The 23,574-nt window shown below is 62.6% G+C and carries 20 protein-coding genes; 5 read left to right on the forward strand and 15 right to left on the reverse strand.

The features are described 5' to 3' along the window. Positions 1 to 8: 8 nt before the first annotated feature. The 11 genes from BLT65_RS05225 to BLT65_RS05275 form a co-directional block, all read right to left on the reverse strand. A complete protein-coding gene (locus BLT65_RS05225) occupies positions 9 to 2,075 on the reverse strand; it encodes a family 2A encapsulin nanocompartment cargo protein cysteine desulfurase (RefSeq protein WP_091775554.1) in 2,067 nt (688 codons plus the stop codon). Next, the gene (locus tag BLT65_RS05230) at positions 2,050 to 2,982 is read right to left on the reverse strand and encodes a family 2A encapsulin nanocompartment shell protein (RefSeq protein WP_007580014.1); all 933 of its coding nucleotides are present in this window, start codon (positions 2,980 to 2,982) and stop codon (positions 2,050 to 2,052) included. The genes BLT65_RS05225 and BLT65_RS05230 overlap by 26 nt, the downstream gene beginning before the upstream one ends. A gap of 179 nt (positions 2,983 to 3,161) precedes the next feature. Further along, positions 3,162 to 3,431 carry a helix-turn-helix domain-containing protein gene (locus tag BLT65_RS05235; protein ID WP_091775557.1) on the reverse strand — a complete coding sequence of 90 codons (270 nt, stop codon included), beginning with the start codon at positions 3,429 to 3,431 and terminating at the stop codon, positions 3,162 to 3,164. Beyond that, positions 3,428 to 4,375 (reverse strand): serine O-acetyltransferase EpsC, encoded by a 948-nt coding sequence (gene epsC / locus BLT65_RS05240; protein WP_091775560.1) that lies wholly within the window; start codon positions 4,373 to 4,375, stop codon positions 3,428 to 3,430. Before epsC ends, BLT65_RS05235 begins: the two co-directional genes overlap by 4 nt. A gap of 98 nt (positions 4,376 to 4,473) precedes the next feature. Then, positions 4,474 to 4,941 (reverse strand): rhodanese-like domain-containing protein, encoded by a 468-nt coding sequence (locus tag BLT65_RS05245; RefSeq protein WP_091775563.1) that lies wholly within the window; start codon positions 4,939 to 4,941, stop codon positions 4,474 to 4,476. Between the two features lie 163 nt (positions 4,942 to 5,104). Next, complete coding sequence (gene ssuD / locus BLT65_RS05250) at positions 5,105 to 6,229, reverse strand: FMNH2-dependent alkanesulfonate monooxygenase (protein WP_091775567.1); 1,125 nt, start codon at positions 6,227 to 6,229, stop codon at positions 5,105 to 5,107. 308 nt (positions 6,230 to 6,537) lie between these two features. Further along, the gene (locus BLT65_RS05255; RefSeq protein ID WP_091775571.1) at positions 6,538 to 7,821 is read right to left on the reverse strand and encodes an acyl-CoA dehydrogenase family protein; all 1,284 of its coding nucleotides are present in this window, start codon (positions 7,819 to 7,821) and stop codon (positions 6,538 to 6,540) included. A gap of 319 nt (positions 7,822 to 8,140) precedes the next feature. Beyond that, positions 8,141 to 8,959: an ABC transporter permease gene (locus tag BLT65_RS05260; RefSeq protein ID WP_091775575.1), complete on the reverse strand. Its 819-nt coding sequence runs from the start codon at positions 8,957 to 8,959 to the stop codon at positions 8,141 to 8,143. A 24-nt stretch (positions 8,960 to 8,983) separates the two neighbouring features. Then, the gene (locus tag BLT65_RS05265; RefSeq protein WP_091775578.1) at positions 8,984 to 9,784 is read right to left on the reverse strand and encodes an ABC transporter ATP-binding protein; all 801 of its coding nucleotides are present in this window, start codon (positions 9,782 to 9,784) and stop codon (positions 8,984 to 8,986) included. A gap of 31 nt (positions 9,785 to 9,815) precedes the next feature. Beyond that, positions 9,816 to 10,844, reverse strand: coding sequence for an ABC transporter substrate-binding protein (locus tag BLT65_RS05270; RefSeq protein ID WP_091775581.1), 1,029 nt, complete (start codon positions 10,842 to 10,844; stop codon positions 9,816 to 9,818). 54 nt (positions 10,845 to 10,898) lie between these two features. Continuing rightward, positions 10,899 to 11,831, reverse strand: coding sequence for a TauD/TfdA dioxygenase family protein (locus BLT65_RS05275; protein ID WP_091775584.1), 933 nt, complete (start codon positions 11,829 to 11,831; stop codon positions 10,899 to 10,901). Positions 11,832 to 12,144: 313 nt separating this feature from the next. On the opposite strand from BLT65_RS05275, the gene BLT65_RS05280 reads away from it, so the two are divergent. After that, positions 12,145 to 12,939 (forward strand): N-acyl amino acid synthase FeeM domain-containing protein, encoded by a 795-nt coding sequence (locus tag BLT65_RS05280; RefSeq protein WP_091775587.1) that lies wholly within the window; start codon positions 12,145 to 12,147, stop codon positions 12,937 to 12,939. Between the two features lie 137 nt (positions 12,940 to 13,076). Then, positions 13,077 to 16,022, forward strand: coding sequence for a putative bifunctional diguanylate cyclase/phosphodiesterase (locus BLT65_RS05285; protein ID WP_091776124.1), 2,946 nt, complete (start codon positions 13,077 to 13,079; stop codon positions 16,020 to 16,022). Between the two features lie 48 nt (positions 16,023 to 16,070). Here BLT65_RS05285 and BLT65_RS05290 read toward each other — a convergent pair whose 3' ends face one another. Further along, entirely contained in the window at positions 16,071 to 17,018 is a 948-nt protein-coding gene (locus BLT65_RS05290; RefSeq protein ID WP_091775590.1) for a ketopantoate reductase family protein, read from the reverse strand. 322 nt (positions 17,019 to 17,340) lie between these two features. Between BLT65_RS05290 and BLT65_RS05295 the strand changes: the two genes are divergently transcribed. The 3 genes from BLT65_RS05295 (at position 17,341) to BLT65_RS05305 (ending at position 19,349) form a co-directional block, all read left to right on the forward strand. Next, on the forward strand, positions 17,341 to 17,973 hold the full coding sequence (locus tag BLT65_RS05295) for a nitroreductase family protein (protein ID WP_091775593.1): 633 nt from the start codon (positions 17,341 to 17,343) through the stop codon (positions 17,971 to 17,973). Positions 17,974 to 18,004: 31 nt separating this feature from the next. Continuing rightward, positions 18,005 to 18,484, forward strand: coding sequence for a hypothetical protein (locus BLT65_RS05300; protein WP_091776127.1), 480 nt, complete (start codon positions 18,005 to 18,007; stop codon positions 18,482 to 18,484). 175 nt (positions 18,485 to 18,659) lie between these two features. Further along, entirely contained in the window at positions 18,660 to 19,349 is a 690-nt protein-coding gene (locus BLT65_RS05305; protein ID WP_091775596.1) for a MotA/TolQ/ExbB proton channel family protein, read from the forward strand. 210 nt (positions 19,350 to 19,559) lie between these two features. On the opposite strand, the gene BLT65_RS05310 is transcribed toward BLT65_RS05305, so the two are convergent. From BLT65_RS05310 to BLT65_RS05320, 3 genes are all read right to left on the reverse strand, one after another. Then, complete coding sequence (locus BLT65_RS05310) at positions 19,560 to 20,930, reverse strand: GntT/GntP/DsdX family permease (protein ID WP_091775599.1); 1,371 nt, start codon at positions 20,928 to 20,930, stop codon at positions 19,560 to 19,562. Positions 20,931 to 21,012: 82 nt separating this feature from the next. After that, entirely contained in the window at positions 21,013 to 22,128 is a 1,116-nt protein-coding gene (locus BLT65_RS05315; protein WP_091775603.1) for a porin, read from the reverse strand. Positions 22,129 to 22,298: 170 nt separating this feature from the next. Beyond that, positions 22,299 to 23,498: an aminotransferase class V-fold PLP-dependent enzyme gene (locus BLT65_RS05320; protein WP_091775610.1), complete on the reverse strand. Its 1,200-nt coding sequence runs from the start codon at positions 23,496 to 23,498 to the stop codon at positions 22,299 to 22,301. Positions 23,499 to 23,574 lie beyond the last annotated feature (76 nt).

The following is a 23,574-nucleotide window of genomic DNA, read 5'->3' on the forward strand; positions in this document are numbered from 1 at the left end:
AACGAACATCAGGCCCGTCGCGTCGAAAGACGGCGAACCACCGAGATCATCGCGTCGACCTCATCGCATGTGTTGTAGAACGCAAGCGATGGACGCACAGTGGCCTCAAGCCCGAAACGGCGCAAGATAGGCTGTGCGCAGTGATGCCCGGCACGCACGGCGATCCCCTCCTGGCTGAGCGCCTGCCCGACCTCTTCCGTCGTATAGCCCTTCAGCACGAACGACAGCACGCTGGCCTTGTCGTGCGCAGTTCCGATGAGCCGCACACCCGGCACCGGCGCAAGCACGCTCGTCGCGTACGCGAGCAGATCGTGTTCATGACGCGCGATATTCTCGATGCCGATACGCGTCACGTATTCGAGCGCGGCCGCAAGGCCCACCGCATCCGCGATATTGCCCGTGCCCGCCTCGAAGCGCGACGGCGGCGGCTGGAACACCGTTCGTTCGAACGTCACATCCGCGATCATGTTGCCGCCGCCCTGCCACGGCGGCATGTCCTCGAGCAGCGCCCGCTTGCCGTAGACGACACCGATCCCTGTCGGTCCAAATATCTTGTGACCCGAGAACACGAAAAAATCCGCATCGAGCGCCTGCACGTCGACACGCATGTGCGACACCGACTGCGCGCCGTCGACCAGCGCCTTCGCGCCAACCCGATGCGCCATGTCGACGATCTCCGCGACGGGCACCACGGTGCCGAGCGCATTCGACACCTGAGTGACCGATACGATTTTCGTGCGGTCGTTGAGCAGCTTGCGGTATTCGTCGAGCAGCACCTGGCCCGAATCGTCGACGGGAATCACGCGCAGTTTCGCGCCCTTTTGCGACGCAAGCTGCTGCCAGGGCACGATATTCGCGTGATGCTCCAGATGCGACACGACGATCTCGTCGCCCGCGCCAACGTTCTGCTCGCCCCACGACTTCGCGATCAGGTTGATCGCCTCCGTCGTGCCGCGCACGAACACGATCTCCTCCGGCGACGAAGCACCGATGAAGCGCTGCACGGTTTCACGCGCATGCTCGTAGGCATCCGTGGCACGGCCCGCAAGCGTGTGCGCGGCGCGATGAATGTTCGAGTTCTCGTGCTGGTAGAAGTACGAAAGCCGGTCGATCACCGACTGCGGCTTTTGCGTCGTTGCCGCGTTGTCGAACCAGATCAGCTGCTTGCCGTTGACACGCTCCTGCAGGATCGGAAAGTCGCGGCGAATCGCGTTGACGTCGAACGGCGGGTGGCCGGCCGGCACAGCGGCTCCGCTCGCGTGCCGATCGGTGCGAGCATGCGCGCCTTCGGCAAAGTACGGCGCACCGCCGCGCGGCACGCCATAGGGATCGGCGGCAGGCGCGAAGCGATGAATCGACAGCAGCTCGCGCAGGTCCTGCTCGCCCGGCAAGCCGAACGACGCGGGCGCGGCCGTGCCATTTCCCGGCATGATGAAGTCTTCGCCGGAACGCGACCAGCCGCGTCCTGGCGTATCCATGAAATAGAACGGCGACGCGGGCGCTGCATCCGTCGACGCATGTGAAGACGATGCCGCCGAGCGTGTCGCGCTCCCCGCCGAAACCGGTCCACCGCCCTGCACGGGCGGCACGCCGAGCGCCGCTCCACCCGCACGCGGTTCGAGCGCTGGCGCAATCGTCACGACGTTATCGGGAAGTCCATTCTGCGCGGCGGCATGCGGCGCGAGCGCGGGTGCGCGATTGCCGAGCGACAGGATATGCGTCGGCGCACCCGGCAGCAGGTTGGCGCCCGGCACCTTGCCTTGCGGCAGTGAAAGCCCCGGCACGCCCGTCCCGGTGCCGCCCGGCCCGGCAAGTGGCGAGCCGGGCGGAGCGGGATTGCTGACCGACGACAGGATCGGTGCGGCAGCGGGCAACGCCGAAGGCACACCGCCGACCGCGCCGTTGCCTGCCGAAGTGTCCGGCGTGGTGGCGCCACCCGGCAATGCGCTGAAGAACTCTGTCGCGAGCCGAGCAAGCTGTGCCGGATCGGGCAGTCCTGCCGGCAACACAGGCACCTGCCTATCGGGCAACGGGCTTGCGCCCAGCGGACTACCGGTAGGTGTCTGCATAGTCATGGTATTTGCCGATCTCTACGTCGTCGAGCACTGCGAGCGCGTCGGGGGAATGCACCGCGAGCGAGCAATAAAGCGAGATCAGATACGACGCGATCGCCTGGTTGTTGATGCCCATGAAGCGCACCGACAGCCCCGGCCCCTGCTCTCCCGCGACGCCAGGCTGATAGAGACCGACCACGCCCTGCCGCTTGTCGCCGACACGCAAAAGCAGCACCTTCGTCTTGCCGTCGGCGACGGGCACCTTGTCCGACGGAATCAGCGGAATGCCGCGCCACGTGATGAACTGCGAGCCGAACAGGCTGACTGTCGGGGGCGGCACGCCACGGCGGGTGCATTCACGCCCAAACGCAGCGATCGCCAACGGATGCGTGAGGAAAAAGGCGGGCTCTTTCCACACCTTCGTCAGCAGTTCGTCGAAATCGTCCGGCGTCGGCGCACCTGTCAGCGGAAACACGCGCTGCTCTTCATCGACGTTCGCCAGCAGGCCGTAGTCGGGATTGTTGATGAGCTGACTTTCCTGGATCTCCTTGATCGTTTCGATCGTCAGACGCAACTGTTCCTTGATCTGATCGTGCGGGCTGCTATAGAGATCGGAGATTCGCGTGTGGACATCGAGTACCGTGCTGACGGCATTCAGGAAATACTCACGCGGCTGTTCTTCGTACGGCACGTATGTCGTTGGGAGCGTGCTTTCGTCTTCCCGCGCCGTACACAGCGCCTGAACCGCTTCCGGGTCTTTGACGCGGTTGAGCCGGTAGATGCCCGCCTCGACAGGGACCCACTGAAGCAAATGGGTCAGCCAGCGCGGCGTGATGATCGAAAGCTGAGGGACGGTTTTGGTGGCATTGGCTAGTTGCCGTGCTGCGTTATCGCCGAGCGCGGTCTGGCCGCTCGCTAACGTCGACATACGATGGCTCCAGGTCGTTAGAAGAAAAACGGGAATGCTTATGACGGCACGGAATTATCGGGAGCCCGAAAAAGCGGCTCAACATGCTATAGCCATCATTGCGCTGCATCGCGGCGGCTTCGAACGTCCGCGCGCGTCGCGCCACTGCGTTTAGTTCGCCCGGCGCGGGTGTCGATCAATCAGATGGGAAGCGGAGGCGGCGTCGCGCCGCGTTCGTGCTGCGGCGGCTCGCCTCGCGGTGACGCGCACAAAAGTGTTGCGATGGGTACGTTGAAAGCGCGTGCGAGTTTGTCTGCCGTGACGATCGATGCAATTGCACTGCCGCGCTCGATCTCGCCGACGTACGAACGGTTCAGCCCCGCGTACTCGGCTAGCTGCTCCTGCGACCACGCTTGCGCTTCACGCAGGGCGCGCACGGTCGCCCCAAAGTCGTGAACGAGCCCGGTCATCCGAGTGCTCCCGCCGATACCCCGTTGACGACAGACGCAGGCCGTGCGGTCTCGCTGCGCAGCATCGCCTGCGTGACATGCGAGCCTGCCGCGACGTCGTGCGTGATCCAGACGTTGCCGCCGATCGTCGCACCGCGCCCGATCGTCACCCTGCCGAGAATCGTCGCGCCTGCATAGATGACGACGTCGTCCTCGACGATGGGATGACGCGCGAGCCCCTTCTCGAGATGACCGTTCTCGTTGAGCGGAAAACGCTTCGCGCCAAGCGTCACCGCCTGATAGACCCGCACGCGCTCGCCGATGACGGACGTCTCGCCGATCACGACGCCCGTGCCGTGATCGATGAAAAAGCCGGACCCGATCCGCGCGCCCGGATGAATGTCGATACCCGTTTGCGCGTGCGCCAGCTCGGCAACGATCCGCGCGAGCAGCGGCAAGCCGAGGCCATACAGTTCGTGCGCGAGACGGTGATGAATCATCGCGAGGATGCCGGGATAGCACAGCAGCACTTCGTCTACGCTGCCTGCTGCCGGATCGCCGTGATAGGCCGCGATCACGTCGCTGTCGAGCAGCGAGCGGATCTCGGGCAAGCGTTCCGCGAATGCACGGATAGCGGCGAGCGCGCGTGTCTCGATGGCTTCGCCGTCTGTCCTCTCGCGTCGCGCGGCGTAATGCAATTCGAGGCGCGCCTGAGCGAGCAGACCGTGCAATGCTGCATCCAGCGCGTGAGCGACGTAGAAGTTTTCGCTTTCCTGACGCAGATCGGGTGGCCCGAGGCGCATTGGAAAGAGCGCGCCTTTCAATGCGTCGATCGCTGCCGCGAGCGCGTCGCGCGAAGGCAGATCGCGCCCGCCGGGCTCCAGCGCGCGCCGCTGCCCGTCGCGCCATTGTTGCCGGACGGCCTGAAGCGATCCGGCGATGCTGTCGATATCGAATGCGCCCACTGCGATGCTCCTTATGCTTCGAAAACCGACAAGCTGCGAGTCACGCTGGGCGTCACGCGCAGCGCTCACGCATTTCCCAAAGAGCCGGACAGACCGCGCTAGTCCTGCACCCAGGGCAGGCCGACAAAGCGCCAGCCGTTCAGTGTGCCGCGATGCTGCCCGTCGTTGAGGTCCCCTTCGAACCCTTCCAGTACGTTGAATACCTGCGTGAAGCCCGCCTTTGCCGCCGCTTCGGCAGCCAGTGCCGAGCGATTGCCGCTACGGCACAGCAGCAGCACCACGGCATCCTTGCCCGTCTTCGACTCGAGCTCCCTTACGAAACGCGGATTGCGCGTCAGGCTCGTACCCGTTGCCCACGGTACGTGTACCGCGCCCGGCACGTAACCGACGAACTTGCGCTCCTCGGCAGTACGAACGTCGACCAGCACGGCGTCGCCGCTGGAAAAAAGCGCCCACGCATCCTGTGGAGAAACGCCGCCCGGATACACCAGCCCTGCCGATGCCGCCTTCTCGCGTGCCGTCTCGAGCACTGCGTTGGTCGGTCGTTCTTCGAGTACTGCTGCCATGTCGCCTCCTTGCTGATGGAAAGTGCCGCAACAGCGCGGCAAACCGTCTATAGCCATCAAGGAAGATGATGTTGCAACTGGTACTCGAAACAGAACCAATCAAATTTCATTTCTAAAGACGGGGGCGTGGATTGGCATCGTCCGCATTCTGCTGATGTATGGGTTAAACCTTGCTCGCCCGCACGTCGAAGGCGCCGCCCGTGAGCACCTGATCGCGCAACGTCACCGGCTTTTTGCCAGGCAATAGCGGAAACACCAGTTCCGCAAAACGGATCGATTCTTCGAGATGCGGATAGCCCGACAGCACGAAGCTATCGGCGCCCGCATCGACATATTCCTGCAGCCGCGCGGCCACGGTCTGTGCGTCGCCCACCAGCGCAGTGCCTGCGCCGCCGCGCACGAGGCCGACGCCCGCCCAGAGGTTCGGGCTGATCTCCAGCTGGTCGCGGCGTCCGCCGTGCAACTCGGCCATGCGGCGCTGACCCACCGAGTCCATCCGTGCATAGTTTTCCTGGGCGCGGCGGATGTCCTCGTCATCGAGCTTGCTGATCAGGCGGTCCGCTTCGGCCCACGCTTCTTCATTCGTTTCGCGCACGATCACATGCAGCCGCACGCCCAGACGCAGCTTGCGGCCATGCGCGGCCGCGCGCCGCTGCACGTCGGCGAATTTTTCGGCCACCGCGGCGGGCGGCTCGCCCCAGGTCAGATATGCATCGACGTGTTTTGCCGCGAGTTCGTGCGCAGCCGGCGAAGAACCGCCGAAATACAGCGGCGGATGCGGTTGCTGCACAGGCGGATGAAAATTGCGCGCCCCTTCGACGTGAACGTATTTGCCCTTGAAGTCCACCGTGTCGCCGGCAAGCAGATCGCGCCAGACGCCGAGAAACTCGTCGGCGGCCGCGTAGCGTTCGTCGTGGGTGTAGAAGATGCCATCGGCGGCGAGTTCGGTCGCATCGCCGCCCGGAACGACGTTGAGCAGCAGACGCCCATGCAAGGCCTGGTCGAGCGTCGCCGCCTGGCGTGCAGCCGCCGTTGGGCCGCTGATCGACGTACGCAGCGCGACCAGCAGCTTGATGCGCTGTGTGACGGGGATCAGGCTGGCAGCCGTGACCCACGGGTCCTGGCAACTGCTGCCCGTGGGAATCAACAGACCGTCATAGCCCAGATCTTCCGCCGTGACGGCAATCTGGCGCATGTATTCGTTGGTCGGCGGCCTGCCGAAATCGGATTTGCCGAGATAACGGGTATCGCCCGAGGTCGGCAGAAACCAGAAGATGTCGAGACTCATGAATGCTCCTTCGGCAGGCACGCGTAACCGCTAGATCGTGCGTATGGTCACACCCCGCGCGATGCAGGCAGAGACGGCCGCGCCGGTCACGTAGCGCGCATCGCCAGGGTAATCGCATATTGGATCAGTACCGGCGAGCCAGGCCTACTATCGAATCTGGAATTGCTTATGAGGAGACGTGCTTTTGAGGACGGCGCGGCGAAGAATCGGGCACGCTCGCTCATAGCTGCTCGATCACTTCCGACAGCGCGACCCGATAGCGCTCAATGTTATTTGCACCGCCGTGAGCGACTCTCTACGATCTCGCGTTATCCATTGACGGCAACCGCACTGTCCGTCGCAACACGTTCCAGTTCGCTGGGCGAATGCGCGAGACTAAAGCGCTCGTTGGACGCCGCGCCGTTCAGATGAAAGTTGCCCACGGCCGCTTCGCGCTGGATCGCGGGATTATGCGACGCGAGCACACGCGCATTGCGCCAGTGACGATCGAGCCGTCGCGTCTCACTCGTCGCTGAGGCTCCACCCACTTCGAATACGAGCGTGGCCGCCTCCAGCACCTGTTCGATCACGATCTGCTGCGCCTGGTAGGCTTCGATATCGAGCGCGATATAAGTATCCGTATTCGCGCGGCCCGCGAGTCTCGCCTGATATGCATTTTCGAGCGAGCGCGCCACCGATGCCGTAATGCTCTCAGCCGAATACGCGAGACTGGCCAGCCGCCCCACTACACGATGCACGAGCGGGTTGTCGCGCGGGCTCGAACGACCGGGCACGCCGAACGTGCGCGTGTGCGACTGCGCGAACGCGACGCCGTCGCGCAGCACCGCGCGCGCGATGCCCGTCAGCGTCGCGAGATGGACTGTCTGATAGAAAGCCGTCAGGGAGGTATTGCGACGCGGCTCCGACGCCTTGTAGCGCACCAGTAGCTGATCGTCGCTCACATAGACCGAGTCGAAGCGCGTCGTGCCGCTCGCGGTCAATCGCTGGCCGAAGCCGTCCCAATCGTCGATGCGCGCGACACCGGGCGCATCGGCGCGCACCACCACGCGCACGTCGTCGGCGCCGTCGTGCGCGGCGACGTCGATCCAGTCCGCGTAGAGCGTGCCCGTGCTGTAGTACTTCTCGCCGTTCAACCACCAGCCGTTGCCGCTCTTGTCGGCCGCCAGCGTGACGCTATTGTGCGTGCTCGCGGTGCGCTCGGATATCGCGGCACCGACGGTCTCACCCGCCGCGATCTTCGGGAGCCAGCGCTCGCGCAGCGCTTCGTCGTCGCTTTCGAGCCGGCTTTCGATAAAGCCCGAATTCAGCCGCAAGATCTGCGGCAGATTCGAATCGGCCTCGCCGAGGCGCGTCAAAAGACGAAAGAACTGCGGCAAGGTCGCGCCGCTACCGCCATAGCGCTTTGGCACTCGCAATGCGGTGAACCCTGCTTCCTTCAGCCAGCGCACTGCATCGTAGGCGAGTTCCCGATTCTGCTCGCGTTCGATGCTGCCAGTTGCAATCCGCTCGAATATGGGCGCGAAGCGCGCGTCAAGCTCCGCGTCGTCGGCACCGCTGACGGCATCATGCTGGGCGGTGGGAATGGTACTCATCGACAGTCTCCGGACAGGTTCACAGCATTCCAGATTAAGCGTCGCGCTCGCGCCGTTGCAACCAACAAAAGCCGATAACGATATCTGCCGATTCGTGTACCGCGCGCTTACGCACGCTACGTGTATTGCAAACCTTTCGCGGCCCGTTAAGTTTGTGCAAATCGATTATTGGAGCGCACATACAGCGCTTTTTATACTCGGCTCTCAGTCAGCACTCTTCGTGTGAGAGTGCCAATGAGAACACCCGATCCTGAGGAGAATGGATACGCGCGGCGTTTGTATATGTAAAAGTGCGCAAGCCTTTCTGTTACGCGCGGCGTCAGTCGTCGCCCCGCCATGCCGTCAGACGCCGCTCGGCAGCAACCACAGCTTGATTAAACGCGAGTCCCAACACCGCGAGCGTGACGATGCCCGCATACATCTTCGGGATTTCGAACGTGAATTGCGAGTAGTTCACGAGATAGCCAAGCCCCGCCTTCGCGCCCACCATTTCTGCCGCAATCAGCACCAGAATCGAATAGGCACCCGCCACGCGGATACCCGTGAACACGGCGGGTACAGACGCAGGCAGCACGACTTTCAGAAACAGTTGAACGGGCTTGAGCCCCATCGATCGTGCGGAGCGGATCAGCAGCGGATCGACATTGCGTACGCCTGTGACGGTATTGAGCAGCACGGGCCAGATGCACGAGTAAATGACCATCGAGACCTTCGACGTCTCGCCCATCCCAAGCACGAGCACGAACACGGGCAGCAGTGCGAGCGGCGCGGTGTTGCGAAAGAGTTCCAGCAATGGGTTAAGCACATCAGCAAGCGTGCGATACCACCCGATAAACAACCCCAGTGGCACGCCGACGGCAACTGCAATCGCGAACCCCGTTGCCGCCCGCGCCGCGCTGGCAAGCAGATGCACACCCAGTTCGCCCGAAACGATCATATCGAACAACGCGCGCAAGACCGTCGAGAACGGCGGCAAGAACGTCGCGTCGACCCATCCTGCGCGCGGCAACACTTCCCAAAGCGCAATGAACGCGACGATGGCGATACTGCCACGCAACGCGCGAGGCGCCGCCGCCGAAGCGTACTCGCCGATTGCATGCCACGTGCCGCGCTTGGACTCGACAGACAAAGTACTCATGGTTTCCCCATGTCAAGGCTGTTATCAGGCCGCGTGGGCCACCTGAAGATGCGACCCGCTGCGACGTTGCCGGATCAACTGCCAGATCTCGTGACGCAGACGCACGAACTCTGGCGTCGCGCGCACGTCTTCGGAAAGGTTTTCGCGCGGCACATGCACCGGCAGCGTATGCGTGATGCGTCCCGGCGCCGCCGCCATCACGAGTACGCGCTGACCGAGATAGATGGCTTCGTCGATCGAGTGGGTGATGAACACCACCGTCGTACCCGTGCGTTTCCAGATACGCAGCAACTCGTCCTGCAGCGTCTCGCGCGTTTGCGCATCGAGCGCGGCAAACGGCTCGTCCATCAGCAGCACGTCCGGCTCGTACGACAGTGCGCGGGCAATCGAAACGCGCTGCTTCATGCCGCCCGACAACTGATGCGGATAGTGGTCGGCGAAAGCACTCAAGCCAACGAGGTCCAGAAAACGCTGCGCAATCGCCCGGCGCTCGCGCTTGCCGACGCCCTTCGCTTCCAGTCCGAACTCGACATTGCCGAGTGCCGTCTTCCACGGAAAGAGCGCGTACTGCTGGAACACGATGCCGCGATCGAGTCCGGGCCCGTCGATTTCCCGACCGCCGACGAGTATCTGTCCGCGATCGGGCAGCGTCAGGCCGCCGATCAGATCGAGCAAGGTCGTCTTGCCGCATCCGCTCGGCCCGACCAGCGCGACGAACTCGCCCGGCGCGACATCGAAGGACACGTCTTCCAGCACCACGAAATGGCCACGCCGGTTCAGATGAAAACCCTTGCCGACGTTGCGCACGCTGATTGACGCACTCATCCTGATTGCCTCGCGTTGACTGGCCGATAGCTCATTTGCTCGCCACCGACTGGTTGAACGGATTGAACTGGTTCGAATAGACGGCATCCGGCTTCACCTGCCCCGCTTTCAGAACGCCATTGTTGACGTACCAGTCGATGTACGTCGTGAAGTCCTCCGCCGCGATCAGACCGCCCTTGCCGCCCACGCCCGCCGACTTCCAGTAGTTGACGATCGAGGTGTCCTCGTTGCGATGCCGTGCCTCGACGATCTTCTTGAGTCTCGCGACGACCTCGGCACGCGGCGACGTGCGTGCCCACTCGATCGCCCGAGCCGTGCCGTCGACGAACTTGCGCACGGTATTCGGGTTCTGCGCGATGAACTTGTCCGTGAACAGGTAGCTCGCGTAGCCGAACGAGCCGAGCAATTGATAGTCCGTGGTGAGCAGTCTTGCGCCGCCCTCGGCGAGCAGCTTGTCCTTGATGATGTCTTCGAGGAACACGGCATCGAGTTGTTTCTGTTTGAGCAACTGCGCAAGATTCACAGGCGGCGCGGCGACGAACACGACCTTTTCGATCTCCTCTTTCGACAAGCCCGACTTCTGCAGGTAGGCCGTCACCAGATACTGCGCGTACGCGCCCGGCGTATTGACGCCAATCTTGCGTCCGATCAGATCACGCGCCCCTTTGACAGGACTGTCCTGCAACACGAAAAGGCCACCATTGGTCTCCTTGTCGGTGCCGACGTAAGAGATCACCGCTTTCACTGGCGCGTGCGCGGCAACGAGCTTGACGATGGAGCCATTGAACGCCCCGCCGAAATCGACATCGCCCGTGACGGCCGCCTGAATGTCCTGCGGGCCGCTGATCGTGTTGCCGACCCAGTTGAGCTTGAGCGGCGCCAGATAGCCGAGATCCTCGGCAAGCTCCGGATACAGCACCTTGCTGGCCCAGCCCTGATACCGCAACTCGAGCTTCTCCGGCGTCTGCGCACGCGCAGGGGTGGACGCTGCGGCTGCGATCAGGCTCGCGCCGAGGAGCGCCGCGACGCGGCGTCCTATGTGAAAGACACGACGCTTCATTGAGTAGGTTCCGTAGTGAACAGTACGAAAAGATCGGTACGCGACAGATCGCGCTCAAAACACGCCATCGTGTTCCAGCGTGATGCGGTGAATGCGCCGCTTTGCCGATCCGTAGTCGCGCGCCGCGTAGTGCTGCACCTGCCGGTTGTCCCAGATCGCGACATCGCCCGCACGCCATTCGAAACGCGCCTGCACTTCTGGTGTCTTGATCAGGTCGTACAGGTAATTGAGCAGGCTCTGGCTGGCTGTCTTCGAAACGCCCAGCAAATGGCTCGTATGTCCTTCGTTGACGAACACGAGCTTGCGGCCGTTCTCGGGATGCGTCTTGATGACGGGCACTTCGATGGGCGGATATTTCTGCGCGGCGTCGCGCACGCGCGCCAGCCCTGCTTCGACGCTGTCTTCCTGCGTGCCCTCGGGAATGTCATAGCCGCTCAGCAGTTCCGACAACGCGCTCTTTTTCGGCGATGCGATGAACGTGTTCACGGCCGTCAGTTTTTCGAAGTAGCGTGCCAGATCGGCGTCCAGCAAGTCGTAGACGGCCGCCGACGAGGACCAGATCGTGTCGCCGCCGCCCCCTTCGGGAATTTCCTGCGCATGGAGCACGGTGGCCTTGGGCGGCTGATGTTGCCACGATACGTCGACATGCCAGTTGTCCGTGCCGCCCGAACGCGTCTTGTCGCTATGAGCGATGACTTCGATTTCCGGAAACCCCGCCACGGCAGGCAAATAGATGTTCTTGCGGATCGGATTGCCGAAGATGCGCGCGAGCGCAACGTGCTGTTCGGGCGTGAGCGTCTGTTCACGAAAAAAGATCACACCGTGATCGACAAGCGCTTGACGCAGTGTCTGACGGTTATCGTCGGAGAGCGGCTTCGACAAATCGACGTTCTCGATGACGGCGCCCACCAACGGCTTGTAGCGGCGCACCCGCAATTCCTGATGGGCATCGACGTGTGATTGCGGCTGATCCAGCACTGTGCTCATGACGTTCTCCGTTGACGAAAGTTGAAAGTGACCGTCATCAGAGCATCGTGGGATGGCGCAGTACAACCAACCAATTCGCACACCTTGTTCATCGACGCCGTGCGTAGCTTCGATGAAACGCTCATTTTCTATGTTGTGCGCGACTGCCTATATTCAAAGGTTTTGCCGGCAGTTACTCGAACTCCGCTCTCCGAATTGAACGGGCTTTGCATATCACCGTATCTGCGTTCATGAGACTCTAGTTTGTCGCGTTCGGCACGGTTCTGCCGTTTTGAACGCGGCACTTTTTTCTCACTCACTTACGGGGTTGGATATGGACCGCATCGATTCAGTCGTTTTGAAGCAAAATATGGGTTATACGTTGCTCGAAGAGGGCTTTAATTCGGGCACGGTAAAGAAAACGGAAAGGCTGCCGTTTACGATAAAGGTGGTAAGTAACCGCATGGAACTCGACAAGGCGGTCGAGATGCGCCGCGCCGCGTACCGGCGGCACTTGCCGGAATTCGCCGAGACCATGGGCGTCGAAGCGCTGGACGGCGCGCCTGGCACGGTCGTGCTGCTCGCGCAATCGCGGCTGGACGGTGGCCCGCTCGGCACCATGCGGGTCCAGACGAACGCCTTCGATTCGCTCGCCGTCGAACAGTCGGTCCAGCTGCCGGACTGGTTGGGCCAGGCGCGCCTCGCCGAGGCGACGCGGCTCGGCGTGGCGCGCGGCGCGATCGGGCGGATGGTGAAGGTGGCGCTGTGCAAGGCGTATTACATGTTTTGCGCGCAGAACGGGGTCGACTGGATGTTAATTACCGCGCGTTCGCCGCTCGATCGGGAATACGAGGCGATGCTGTTCGAAGATGTATACGGGCAGAATGAATTCCTGCCGATGTCGCACGTCGGCGGTTTGCCGCATCGGGTGATGGCGAAACCGGTTGCACTGGTCCGTCAGCGCTGGGCGAAGGTCAACCATCCGTTCTACGGGTTCTTCTTCGAAACGGATCACATCGACATCGACGTCAGCGTCGCATCACTGCAGGGCGAAGCCGGCCACGGCATCGAGCGCGGCAGGTTGCCGGACAGCGCCTCGGATTATCTGAGGTCGTTGAGCGAAGCGTAAGGCAGTTGAGGTAAGGTGTCCGCCCGAAGCAATTCGGGCGGACAAAAGATGGGGGCGTCGGCGCAGTCGTGCTTTCGCCGCCAGCCGTCGCAGATTGCAATGAAAACGGGAATGAAGTCACTGGGGAAATGCAGCAGATGACAAGCGTTAAGTGGGCGTTTCGGGACCGACTGACCGGCTGGGCTTTCCTGCGCTTCTCCGTCTATGTAGCGCCATTTGTGATTGCGCTTGGCACCGTTGCAGTCCTGCTCTGGGGGCCCCGCCAGTTCGACACCACGGGGACGGTTCCACTCAGCTTTTCGGTGATTGCGGATCCGTCGGCGACGCTGTCGCCCGCCGCCGCCATCGAACACCTGCGCAATGGCAATGGCGCGCACACCGCCCGCTTCAGTACCCATCTCGCGGAAACGCCGTTCTGGTTCATGCTCACCGCGCCTGCCATGGAGAGCGGGGACGCCACGTTCGTCGATCTTCCTTCCCGGCACGCGCAAACGATTTCCTGCTGGCGGACGGGCCCCGTCCTCACGCTGCTCGGCGCGGGCGACCGCCACGGCACGAGCGGCGCGATGCGCGACAACAAGGCCGGCTTTGCGCTGAAGCTCGACGGGCACACGCCCGATGCACAGATCCTGTGCCGGGGCACGTTCTCGGGACCCGCCTATATCAGCGCCTCGGCATCGAGCCTCGACAAGCTCGAGGAGACAACACTCGATTTCTACCAGAGCGCAGCGCTGATCACGGGCGGCCTGCTGACGCTCGCCATCTTCGTGTTCGTGACGGCAATCATCAATCGCGAATGGACGTACGTCATTTTTGCCGCATGGCTGGTCGGCAACCTGCGGTTGAGCGCCAATGCAATGGGCTTCGACACCGAATGGCTGGGTCGGATCATCCCGCCTGACCATATCGAGTTTTTGCGGGAATTCACGTTCGCGGCCTACTACGTGCTGACCACGACACTGTTCGTGGAGCTGTTTCGCCGCGAGCTGAAAGCAATCGGTCTGCGCTGGAGCCTGCAGGCCGTGCGGTATGGCGGCTGCGTGCTGATGGCCGCCGCGTTCTTGCTGAGTTACGCGCACTTCATTCCCGTGCTGTGGGCAACCGCCAGTTTCTGCATCCTGGTGCTGACCTACTTCCTCGTGCAGCTGTTCATCAAGGCGCGCTCGCGCACCGTCCTCTGGTATGTCGCGTCAATGGCCATCGTGCTGGTCGCGACGCTGTCGGAAGTGCTCGCCGCAGCGTTCGGCGTGAAGGCGCTGGCGGGCACGCATAGCCCCGTCGTGACGGCGCTGTCGTCGAGCATGCTGTGTGCGTTCGCGATTGCGGAACGGATGCGCGAAGAACGCGAGCGCCGCCGGCAGATGCAGGTCGAGCTGCGCAACACCTATGACGTCACGCCGATCGGCCTCTTCACGCTGAACGGCGAAAGCTGCTTCGTCCGCGCCAATCCGGCGCTGCACTCGATGCTCGGCCTGAACGATGAACAGGACGGCACGCGCCGCTGGGCCGATTATTTCGCCCCGGGCGCCGAGCGCGCGCTGGGCGAACTGCTGGAGCGCGACGACTCGGCGTCGATCGAAATCGACGGCTCAACCGGCACGAAGACAGAGTCGCGGCGCTACTCGCTGCGGGCGATCCGTGCAAACGGCTTTATCGAAGGCTCGCTCGAGGACGTGACGGACCGCTCGAAAGCGGTCGAGCGGCTGCATTTCCTGGCCGAGCATGATCCCCTCACCGGTCTGCTGAACCGTCGTGGCATCGAGCATGCAATCGACCGGCAATGCAGCGAAAGCACCCCGTGGGCACTTGCGTATCTCGATCTCGACCGCTTCAAGGTGTTCAACGACCTGTTCGGCCACGGAACCGGCGACGAAATACTGCGGCATGTCGCGGCGCGCCTCGTCGAGCGTCTCGGCGCCCATATTCCGATCGGGCGTATCGGCGGCGACGAGTTCGTATGCGTGCTCGCGAACATGCCGATCGACGACGCCATCGTGCGCTGTCGCGAACTCGTCACGGCGTTGAACGCCGCGCCGTTCCATGTCGACACGCGAGCGTTCCAGGTCAGGGGATCGATCGGCGTCGTCGAGTGCTCGCAAGGCGAACGCGCGCTGGACGCCCTCGCCTATGCCGACCGCGCGTGCCGCGCCGCGAAACGCGGCGGCAATGCGCGGCTCGTGGCATTGCGCAAGGGCGCGCCGGCGTTCGAGGAGCGCGCCGCCGAGATCACTCTGATCGAGGCGCTGGGACAGAGCCGCCTGCCCGACGGGCTGTTCCTTGTGATGCAACCGATCATGTCGATGCACACACCGACAGAGTCGCTCGACTTCGAGATACTGCTGCGCATGCGTACGCCGGACGGCGCGGTGGCGACAGCCGCGAAACTGATCGCCGCTGCCGAGGACTCCGGCACGATCGTGGAGATCGACCGCTGGGTGCTCACCACGACACTCGTCTGGCTCAGCGAAAACCGCGCGTCGCTGTCCACCACTCGTTTCGTGTGCGTGAACCTGAGCGGGGGTTCGCTCAACGACGAACACTTCCTCGACGAGCTGTTCGCGCTGTTCTCGCGTCACGCGGACATCGTCCATTACCTGTGCATCGAAATTACCGAAAGCGTCGCGCTGCACGATCTCGAACATACGGAGCGCTTCATCGCGCGCGTACACGACATGGGCGCAAAGATCGCCATCGACGATTTCGGCGCGGGTCAGACATCGTTGCGTTACCTGAAGAAGCTGTCGGCCGATGCATTGAAGATCGACGGCGAGTTCGTGCGCACCATGTGCAACCATCCCGCCGATATCGCGATCGTCGAGGCGATCATCAATCTCGCGCGCAATCTGGGCATGCGCAGCATCGCAGAGTGGGTCGAAGACTTCCAGACCTTGCGCGCGCTGGAGGAACTGGGCGTCGACTATGTGCAGGGCTTCGGAATCGCGAAACCGCAAGAGGCCGGGGATATTCTCGCGGCCTCTTCAGCTGCGAGCTTCGTGACTAATGCCGAGCTTGCGCGGTATCTGAAAGAGACGGTGCATCGCGGCGCTGACGATCAGCGAATGGAGCGTGAAAACGCGGTATGAGGCGAGTGTCGCTTCACGGCATCGGTTGGCTGCCGGGAACTGTCGGCATCAAATCAGCACTCCATCCGCCGAAGCCGCTTTCGTCGAACGTTGATCAGCCCGTTGATTGTCGAGCACCCGAACCATCATCATCAAAAGATGATTGACGGGTGTGGCGATGCCGAGCGCTACGCCGCGGCCCACAATATGTCCATTCAGATGGTCGATTTCGCTGGGCCGGTGCGTCGCCACGTCATGGGCCGTCGATGAATATTGCCCCGCTGGAATCGTGGCCATGATCCTTGCTACCGTCTCGTCGACGTCCCTGGAGATGTTCACACCGTCCGCGCTCGCCACCGCGATGCATTCCGCCACGATATCGCGCATTGCCCTGTTCACGGCCGTCCCGCCCCGCTGACACAGGTCGCCGAAAGGCAATTGAACGAGTGCCGAAATCGCGTTGTACGCGCAGTTCAACACCAGCTTTTCCCAAAGCGCACCGCGCACATTCGCGGATACCGAAGTCGATATCCCTGCGTCATTCAGGATTCGAGCCAGACGCTCGCTGGACGTGCCTGGCTCGATGATCAGTTCGCCTCTTCCGTGGTGCCGGACGTGGCCGGGTCCGCCCATCTCGCTTCCGACGTAGACGACGGCAGCCAATACTTCGCGCTCGACAAGGGCGCGTACTCTTTCAGCGTTATCGACGCCGTTTTGCAGTGTGACGATAACGGCAGACTCCGAGAGGTACTGCTTCATCGCAAGCACTGCGGCTTCCGTATCGGGCGACTTCACGCAAAGCAGGATTGCATCTGCGCTTACCACGCCCGAAGCGTCCGTGCATGCCGTTATCTCTATGAACTCATCGAACGAGAGCGACTCGAGCCGCAGTCCGTCTCGCCTGATGGATGCAACATGATTCTGCCTGCCGATCAACGTCACTTCATGCCCGGCTCTCGCAAGCATGCCGCCGTAGAAACAGCCCACTGCGCCAGCGCCCATCACTGCAACTTTCATTTAGCCCTCTAACTTTCGAAACCGTCGGTCAACGCGCGCCTGATGTGCAGAACCATCAAAGGACGCTATCTGTCGATAACACCTTGCCGCGTCGGCTATTCCCTGCGCCGACGTGCATCGGTGGCTTCGACGTAGCAGCGGATGTCCCGACGCTCAATGCCATTAGAAGGGCCGAACTTGTCTTCCATATTTCGTCGAGGTGTCGAAATGTATCTGCGCTTTCTCGCCCCAACACATTTTCTAAATGCGAATCGTTTGCATTTAGAACGAAACCGTAGCATCATGGTGTCTATCGAAGACACTGCACCAACGAGCCCGCCACATGACTTCAACGCTGATAGCAGACCGCACCGATCACTCTGCGCAAACCGCGATCGACCTGCTGCTGTCGCGCCGGTCGCACTGGCCGCTATCGGCACCCGCGCCCACCCAACAGCAACTGCAACACATCTTCGATGCCGCGATGCGCGCGCCGGATCATGGCCGTCTGCGTCCGTGGCGCTTCATCACCATTCGAGATGAAGCGCGCCACGCATTCGGCAACGTCCTGGTCGATCTCGCCGCCGCACGCGCACCGGACGAGCCTCGAGACGCTCATGAGCATCGTCGGCAGCGCGCGATGGCGGCGCCGCTGATCATCGCGCTAGTCGCTGCCGTCGACCGGTCTTCGTCGGTGCCGGAACTGGAGCAACTGCTGTGCGTCGGAGCCGCCGCGATGAACATGCTCAATGCCATTCATCTGTACGGCTACGGCGGCTTCTGGGCGACGGGAATCGATACCTATGAGCCGGCCATGCATCGCGCGCTGGGACTCGACGCGTCCGAACGTCTGCTTGGCTTTCTGTTCGTCGGGACGCCGCAGAAGGAGAAGGAAGGACAACTGACGCGCCGGCCTTCCAGCGATGCCTATGTCCGCGAATGGCAACCCATTCAGTGTGACGCTGCCCGCGCCTGATCCGCGCAGCCATGATTCTGTCGAGGATACGATGAACTATCCGGCCTTTGCCTTGCGTGAAGCTTCGCTCAGCGAAGACGCCCTCTCGCACTATCCCGATGCGAGCGAGCAACTGGTATTGAACGCCGTTCGCACGTGGTTCCGGCCGCTCTGCGACGCCGTGCGCCAGGGGCAGCACTGGCGCGACGTGCTCGGCGACGCGGGGCTGGCGCTCGCGGGCATCGACTGCTTCGACATGATGATGCACGCGCTGCTGCACGCTTCTCATCGGCCGCTGGACACGCGTTGCCGCTGCGCATCGGACATCGCCAGCGACGAGGCGTCGCTGCTGCAGACGCTGGCTTATCTGCAATCAACGGATTCGTCCGCTGCGACCGATCTATTGAATCAATGGCTTCCGTCCGCGTCCGTCGGACACACGCTCAAAGTCATGCGCTGGTTCGCGCTAAATCTGTTGAATGCGGGCATCGTGGTCCGCTCGCGAGCGAGGCGCGTCGCTTATATGCATTGATGCGCGCAGCGCGTCTTTCCCTGCAGGCTGGCTGAATAACGCTGGCCTTTCCTTCATTGCGCCTCCCCCTGCCTATCGACGACCGCAGCCATCGAACCTCACAGCGCCTGCGCTGAATACTCGCGTCTTTCGCGCTACGATGTAGCCCGCAACAGCGCAATCACGGAGAACAGGCATGCAGCACTACGGCTTGGAAAACGTCTGGCAGCAAGGCGATTTCGTGACCCGCGCCATTCTCATCGCGTTGTTGCTGATGTCGTTGCTCTCGTGGGCCGTTATCGTGATCAAGCTCTGGAACGTGATGCGGCTCAGACGCATCGCACGCGCGACGGAGCGCGCGTTCTGGCACGCGGGCAACCTGGAAGCGGGCTTGCACCAGCTTGGCAACGACGGTTCGCCGTACTCAGGCAATGTGCTGCTCGCGCTGGCACTGTCGGGCAAGGAAGCCGTCGAGCATCACCAGGTCACACAGTCGAACCTGCAACATTCGATGGACATCTCCGACTGGGTCACGCGCTGCCTGAAAGACACGATGGACGACATCATCACGCATCTGCAGGCGGGTCTGACGATACTCGCGTCGATCGGCAGCACGGCGCCCTTCGTCGGGCTGTTCGGCACGGTCTGGGGCATCTACCACGCGCTGATCGTCATTGGACATACGGGACAGGCGAGTATCGATCACGTCGCGGGCCCCGTGGGCGAGTCGCTGATCATGACGGCGTTCGGGCTGTTCGTCGCGATTCCCGCCGTGCTCGGCTACAACGCGCTGACGCGTGCCAACCATGGGCTTGCCACCCAGCTCAACCGCTTCGCGCATGGGATTCACGCGTACTTCGTGACGGGCGCGCGGCCTGCTGCTTGAAGAGGCGCGGAAACCTATTTGCAAGCCTTCCTATCCTGGCATAGCGCGCTGGGCCGCTTGGGCGTGCGCGACAGCGCAAAGGTCAGCCAAACGGAAGAGAAAGCGCGAAGCAGATTGATGAGATCAACGTTCGATACGTTGAACGTCGATCTGAGGCTGACAAGCAGGCGCTCGCCAGCCCTTGGGGGCTTATTTGTCACCCGGCGAAACTCACACCACAGCCGCGACGCCCAACGTCAATAGCAACGCCGTGACGGAGATGATCGTTTCGCAAACCGTCCACGTCTTGAAGGTCTGCGGCACGCTCATGCCGAAGTACTCCTTCACGAGCCAGAAACCGCCGTCGTTGACGTGCGACAGGATCAGCGAGCCCGCGCCCGTTGCCAGCACCAGCAACTCGGGGCGCACGCCCGTCGCCGTCGATGCAGCCGCTGCCGCGATCGGCGCGATGATGCCCGCTGCCGTCGCCATTGCGACCGTCGCCGAACCCGTTGCGACGCGAATCAGCGCTGCCACCAGCCACGCAAGGATCAACAGCGGCACATGCGCGCCCGTCGCGACATCGACGATCGCCTTCGACGCGCCGCTGTCGATCAGGATGCGCCCGAAGCCCGCACCCGCGCCCACTACCAGCGTGATGCTCGCGGTCGGCGCAAGACACTCGTTGGTGAACTTCAGGATCTGCTCGCGCCCGAAGCCACGCGTCGTGCCGAACGTATAGAAGCTCAGCAGCACGGCAAGCAGCAGTGCCATGTCGGGATGGCCGATCAGATGCAGCACGGCGTTGACCGTGGTCTTCGCGGGCACGATCAGATCGGCCCAGCTGCCGACCAGCATCAGCAACACCGGCAACAGCACCGTCAACAGCGTGATGCCGAAGCCCGGCAACGCCTGATCGGCGCGCTTCGCATCCTGCTCGATGAACTGCTGCGCCATCGGATTCACGCCTTCCAGCACGACGAAGCGCGCAATCAGCTTCGAAAACAGCGGACCAGCAAGGGCCGCCGTCGGGATGCCGACGATCAGCGCGTAGAAAATCGTGTGGCCGATATCCGCGCCATACGCGGTGACGGCCAGCAGCGCGGCCGGGTGCGGCGGAATCAGGCCGTGTACGACGGACAGACCCGCGACCATCGGAATGCCGACGCGAATCATCGACGTGCCCGTGCGCTGCGCGACGTTGAACGCAATCGGGATCAGCAGCACAAAGCCCACTTCGAAGAACACGGGCAGGCCGACCAGGAACGCGATGCACATCATCGCCCAATGCACGTTCTTCGGTCCGAACAGATCGATCAGCGTGCGGGCGATGCGCTCGGCGCCGCCCGACTCGGCCATCATCTTGCCGAGCATCGTGCCGAGGCCGACGACGATCGCGATGTGGCCAAGCGTGCCGCCGACGCCCGTTTCGAACGACTTGAGAATCGACGTCATCGGCATGCCGACGGCCAGCGCGAGCGCGACCGACACCACCATCAGCGTGATGAACGGATTCAGTTTGAAGCGCGCGATCAGCACGACGAGTGCGACGATCGCGATCAATGCGTAGACAAGTAGCAGACTGCCGGTGACGGTCGCCATATTTGCTCCTGATATAGGTGATCGGCAACAGGACACGGCGCGCTGCGATGGCGCGCTTTCGTGCCTGTTGCCATGCCGGGCCTTAGAACTTGTGGCGGATGCCTGCCACGGTCACGAACTGGCCTTGATTGCTCGACGGATTCGAAATGCCTTCAACCCACGCATTCGCGCCCGACGCGCGCTGATAGATGCCGTTCAGGTACAGGTCGGTCGTCTTCGACAGGAAGTACTCGCCGCCCAGTGCGACCTGGTTGTAGTGCGCGTTTTTCGCCGACGCCGCCGTGCTGTTCTGCAGCGTGTAGATGTAGCCGAGCGTGACGAGCGTTGCAGGCGTCGCCTGGTACTTCAGCATCGCTTCGTAGTTCTGGAAGTGCAGGCTGCCGCCTGCGATGATGTCGAAGTGCGAGTTCGTGTACAGCAGCGCGAGCGTGGCCGGCCCGATCGTGTACGCACCGCCCGCGCCCCACACCTGGTTGCGCTTCACGTTGCTGATGATCGACGTGCTCGTGCTGTAGTAGTTGTCCGAGGGCACCGCCCCTGTCGTGTTCGTCGCCGGCATGTTGGCGAGCGAGTACGCGGCGTCGAGGCGCAGCGGGCCGTTCACATAGTCGGCACCGACGCTCCATGCGCGGTTGTTCGCGAAGTCGCCCGCCGTGTTCGAGAACGCGTACATGGCATTCGCGGTGAAGCCGGCGATGGTCGGCGTCGTGTACTTCACGGCGTTGCTCGTGCGGTACGTGTTGTTCAGGTCGTCGTTGTCATAGATCGCGTTGCCATACTGGCTCAACGCACCGACACCGTTGGCCTGCAGGTTCGACAGATAGTCCTGCACGCTGTTGTACTGGCGGCCGAGCGTAATCGTGCCCGCCTTGCTGTTTTGCAGCGCAACCCATGCGCTGCGGCCGAACAGACGGCCGCCCTGGCCCAACGCGCCCGTCTCCAGGCTGAAGCCGTTTTCAAGGCGGAACAGCACCTTGTTGCCGCCGCCCAGATCTTCGCTGCCGAGCAGACCCCAGCGCGAGCCCTGCACGTTGCCCTGCGTCGCCTGGATGTTGTGCTCGCCCTTCTGGTTGTTCGTGTACGTAAAGCCCGCATCGACGATGCCATACAACGTGACGCTGCTTTGCGCGTGGGCGGCTTGCATGCCGAGTCCGGCAACAGCGACAGCAATGGCTGAGCGGGCAATCTTCTTATACATCGTGGTTTCCTCTGGTTGAAGTAAAAGTCACTGGATTGATGGCTGCTCCAATGACTTCAGGTATCCTAAACAGACGTGACGAAGCAGCACCTTGAAGAAGGTGCATCGGCCAATATGACCGTTGAAACTGGCGGCGAATCAGTTCAGTGCGGCCGGTTTATTTGTCTCGTTCAATCCGGCCATGCGCGACGCGCCGCAACCCGGCGCGCGTCACGCTTGTGAAACGGCGTAATAAGCGGTTCGGGCGACGCCAGCGCCCGTTCAAGCTCGGCCACGATCCGCGCGAGCACGACCTGCTCTTCGCCCGCGTGCAGGTTGCATGGATCGAGGTAAAAGAAATGCAGTTCGGCTTCGTGGTCGCGCACGATCACGGGCGCGTCGTCGCCTTGCGGACGCGCCAGCGCATCGGCGAGATCCCATGCGGTGATACGCGCCTGATTCGGCTCGATATGAAGCTTCAGGCGGTCGAGCGGATTGCCAGTTGGATCGGCCTCGATTGCCGCCCATACGCCCGTCTGACGGTTCAACGTTTCGCGCCACAGCGTCAGATAGCTGCGCTCCGTTGCGCGCACGGCAGCGTGATCGCGGGTGCGCCATTGCTCAAGCGCCGCGATGGCGCCGACAATGCCTTCCTTGCCGACCTTCATCCCGCGCCCAATGCCGCCGTTCTGGAAATACGCGGCCCGCACCAGCGCCTTCGTCCCCGCGACGATGCCCGCCGTCAAGCCGCCCAGAAACTTGTGCGCTGAATACAGCGCGAGGTCGGCACCTGCTGCGATGAAGCGCGTGAGGTCATACTCGGACGCGGCATCGACGATCACGGGCACGCCCTTCGCATGCGCGACTTCGATGAATGCTTCGAGTGGGATCATGCCGTATTGCACGGTGTGATGCGAGACGACATACAATGCGGCCGCAGTACGTTCGCCGATTGCCGATGCCAGTTGATAGTCATGCGCTTCCGTCGCCGCGCCGACGGGCACGACGCGCGCGCCCGCTAGCCGGATAGCCTGGTCGACGGGTGCGCCATAATTGACGAGGTGGCCTGTCTGCACGACGACTTCGTTGCGCAGTCCAGTCGTGTCCGGCAAACGTTCGATCAGGCCGAGGTCGTCGCCCGTCATGGCGGCGGCGATGCTCAACGTGATGGCCGCCGAGCACGACGCCGTCACGTAGCCGCTTTCGCTGCCGCACGCCTGCGCGATCGCGGCCGAGGCCTTGCGCTGCAGATCGTCGATCTCGACGAACTGCGGCAGGATCTCCGCGACGCTGTCGATCACGGCTGCGCCGACGCTGGACGCGCCCAGGCCCGTCATCGTGCCCGATACGTTGATGACGGGGCGTAAGCCTAATCGAGAGCGGATGTCCATTCCAGCGCCTCCGAAAGCATCATTCCTTAATTAAGGAATATATGTTGTAATTGTGGACGAGTCTAACATACAATGT

It is taken from the genome of Paraburkholderia steynii, from assembly GCF_900100565.1.
GTDB lineage: Bacteria > Pseudomonadota > Gammaproteobacteria > Burkholderiales > Burkholderiaceae > Paraburkholderia > Paraburkholderia terrae.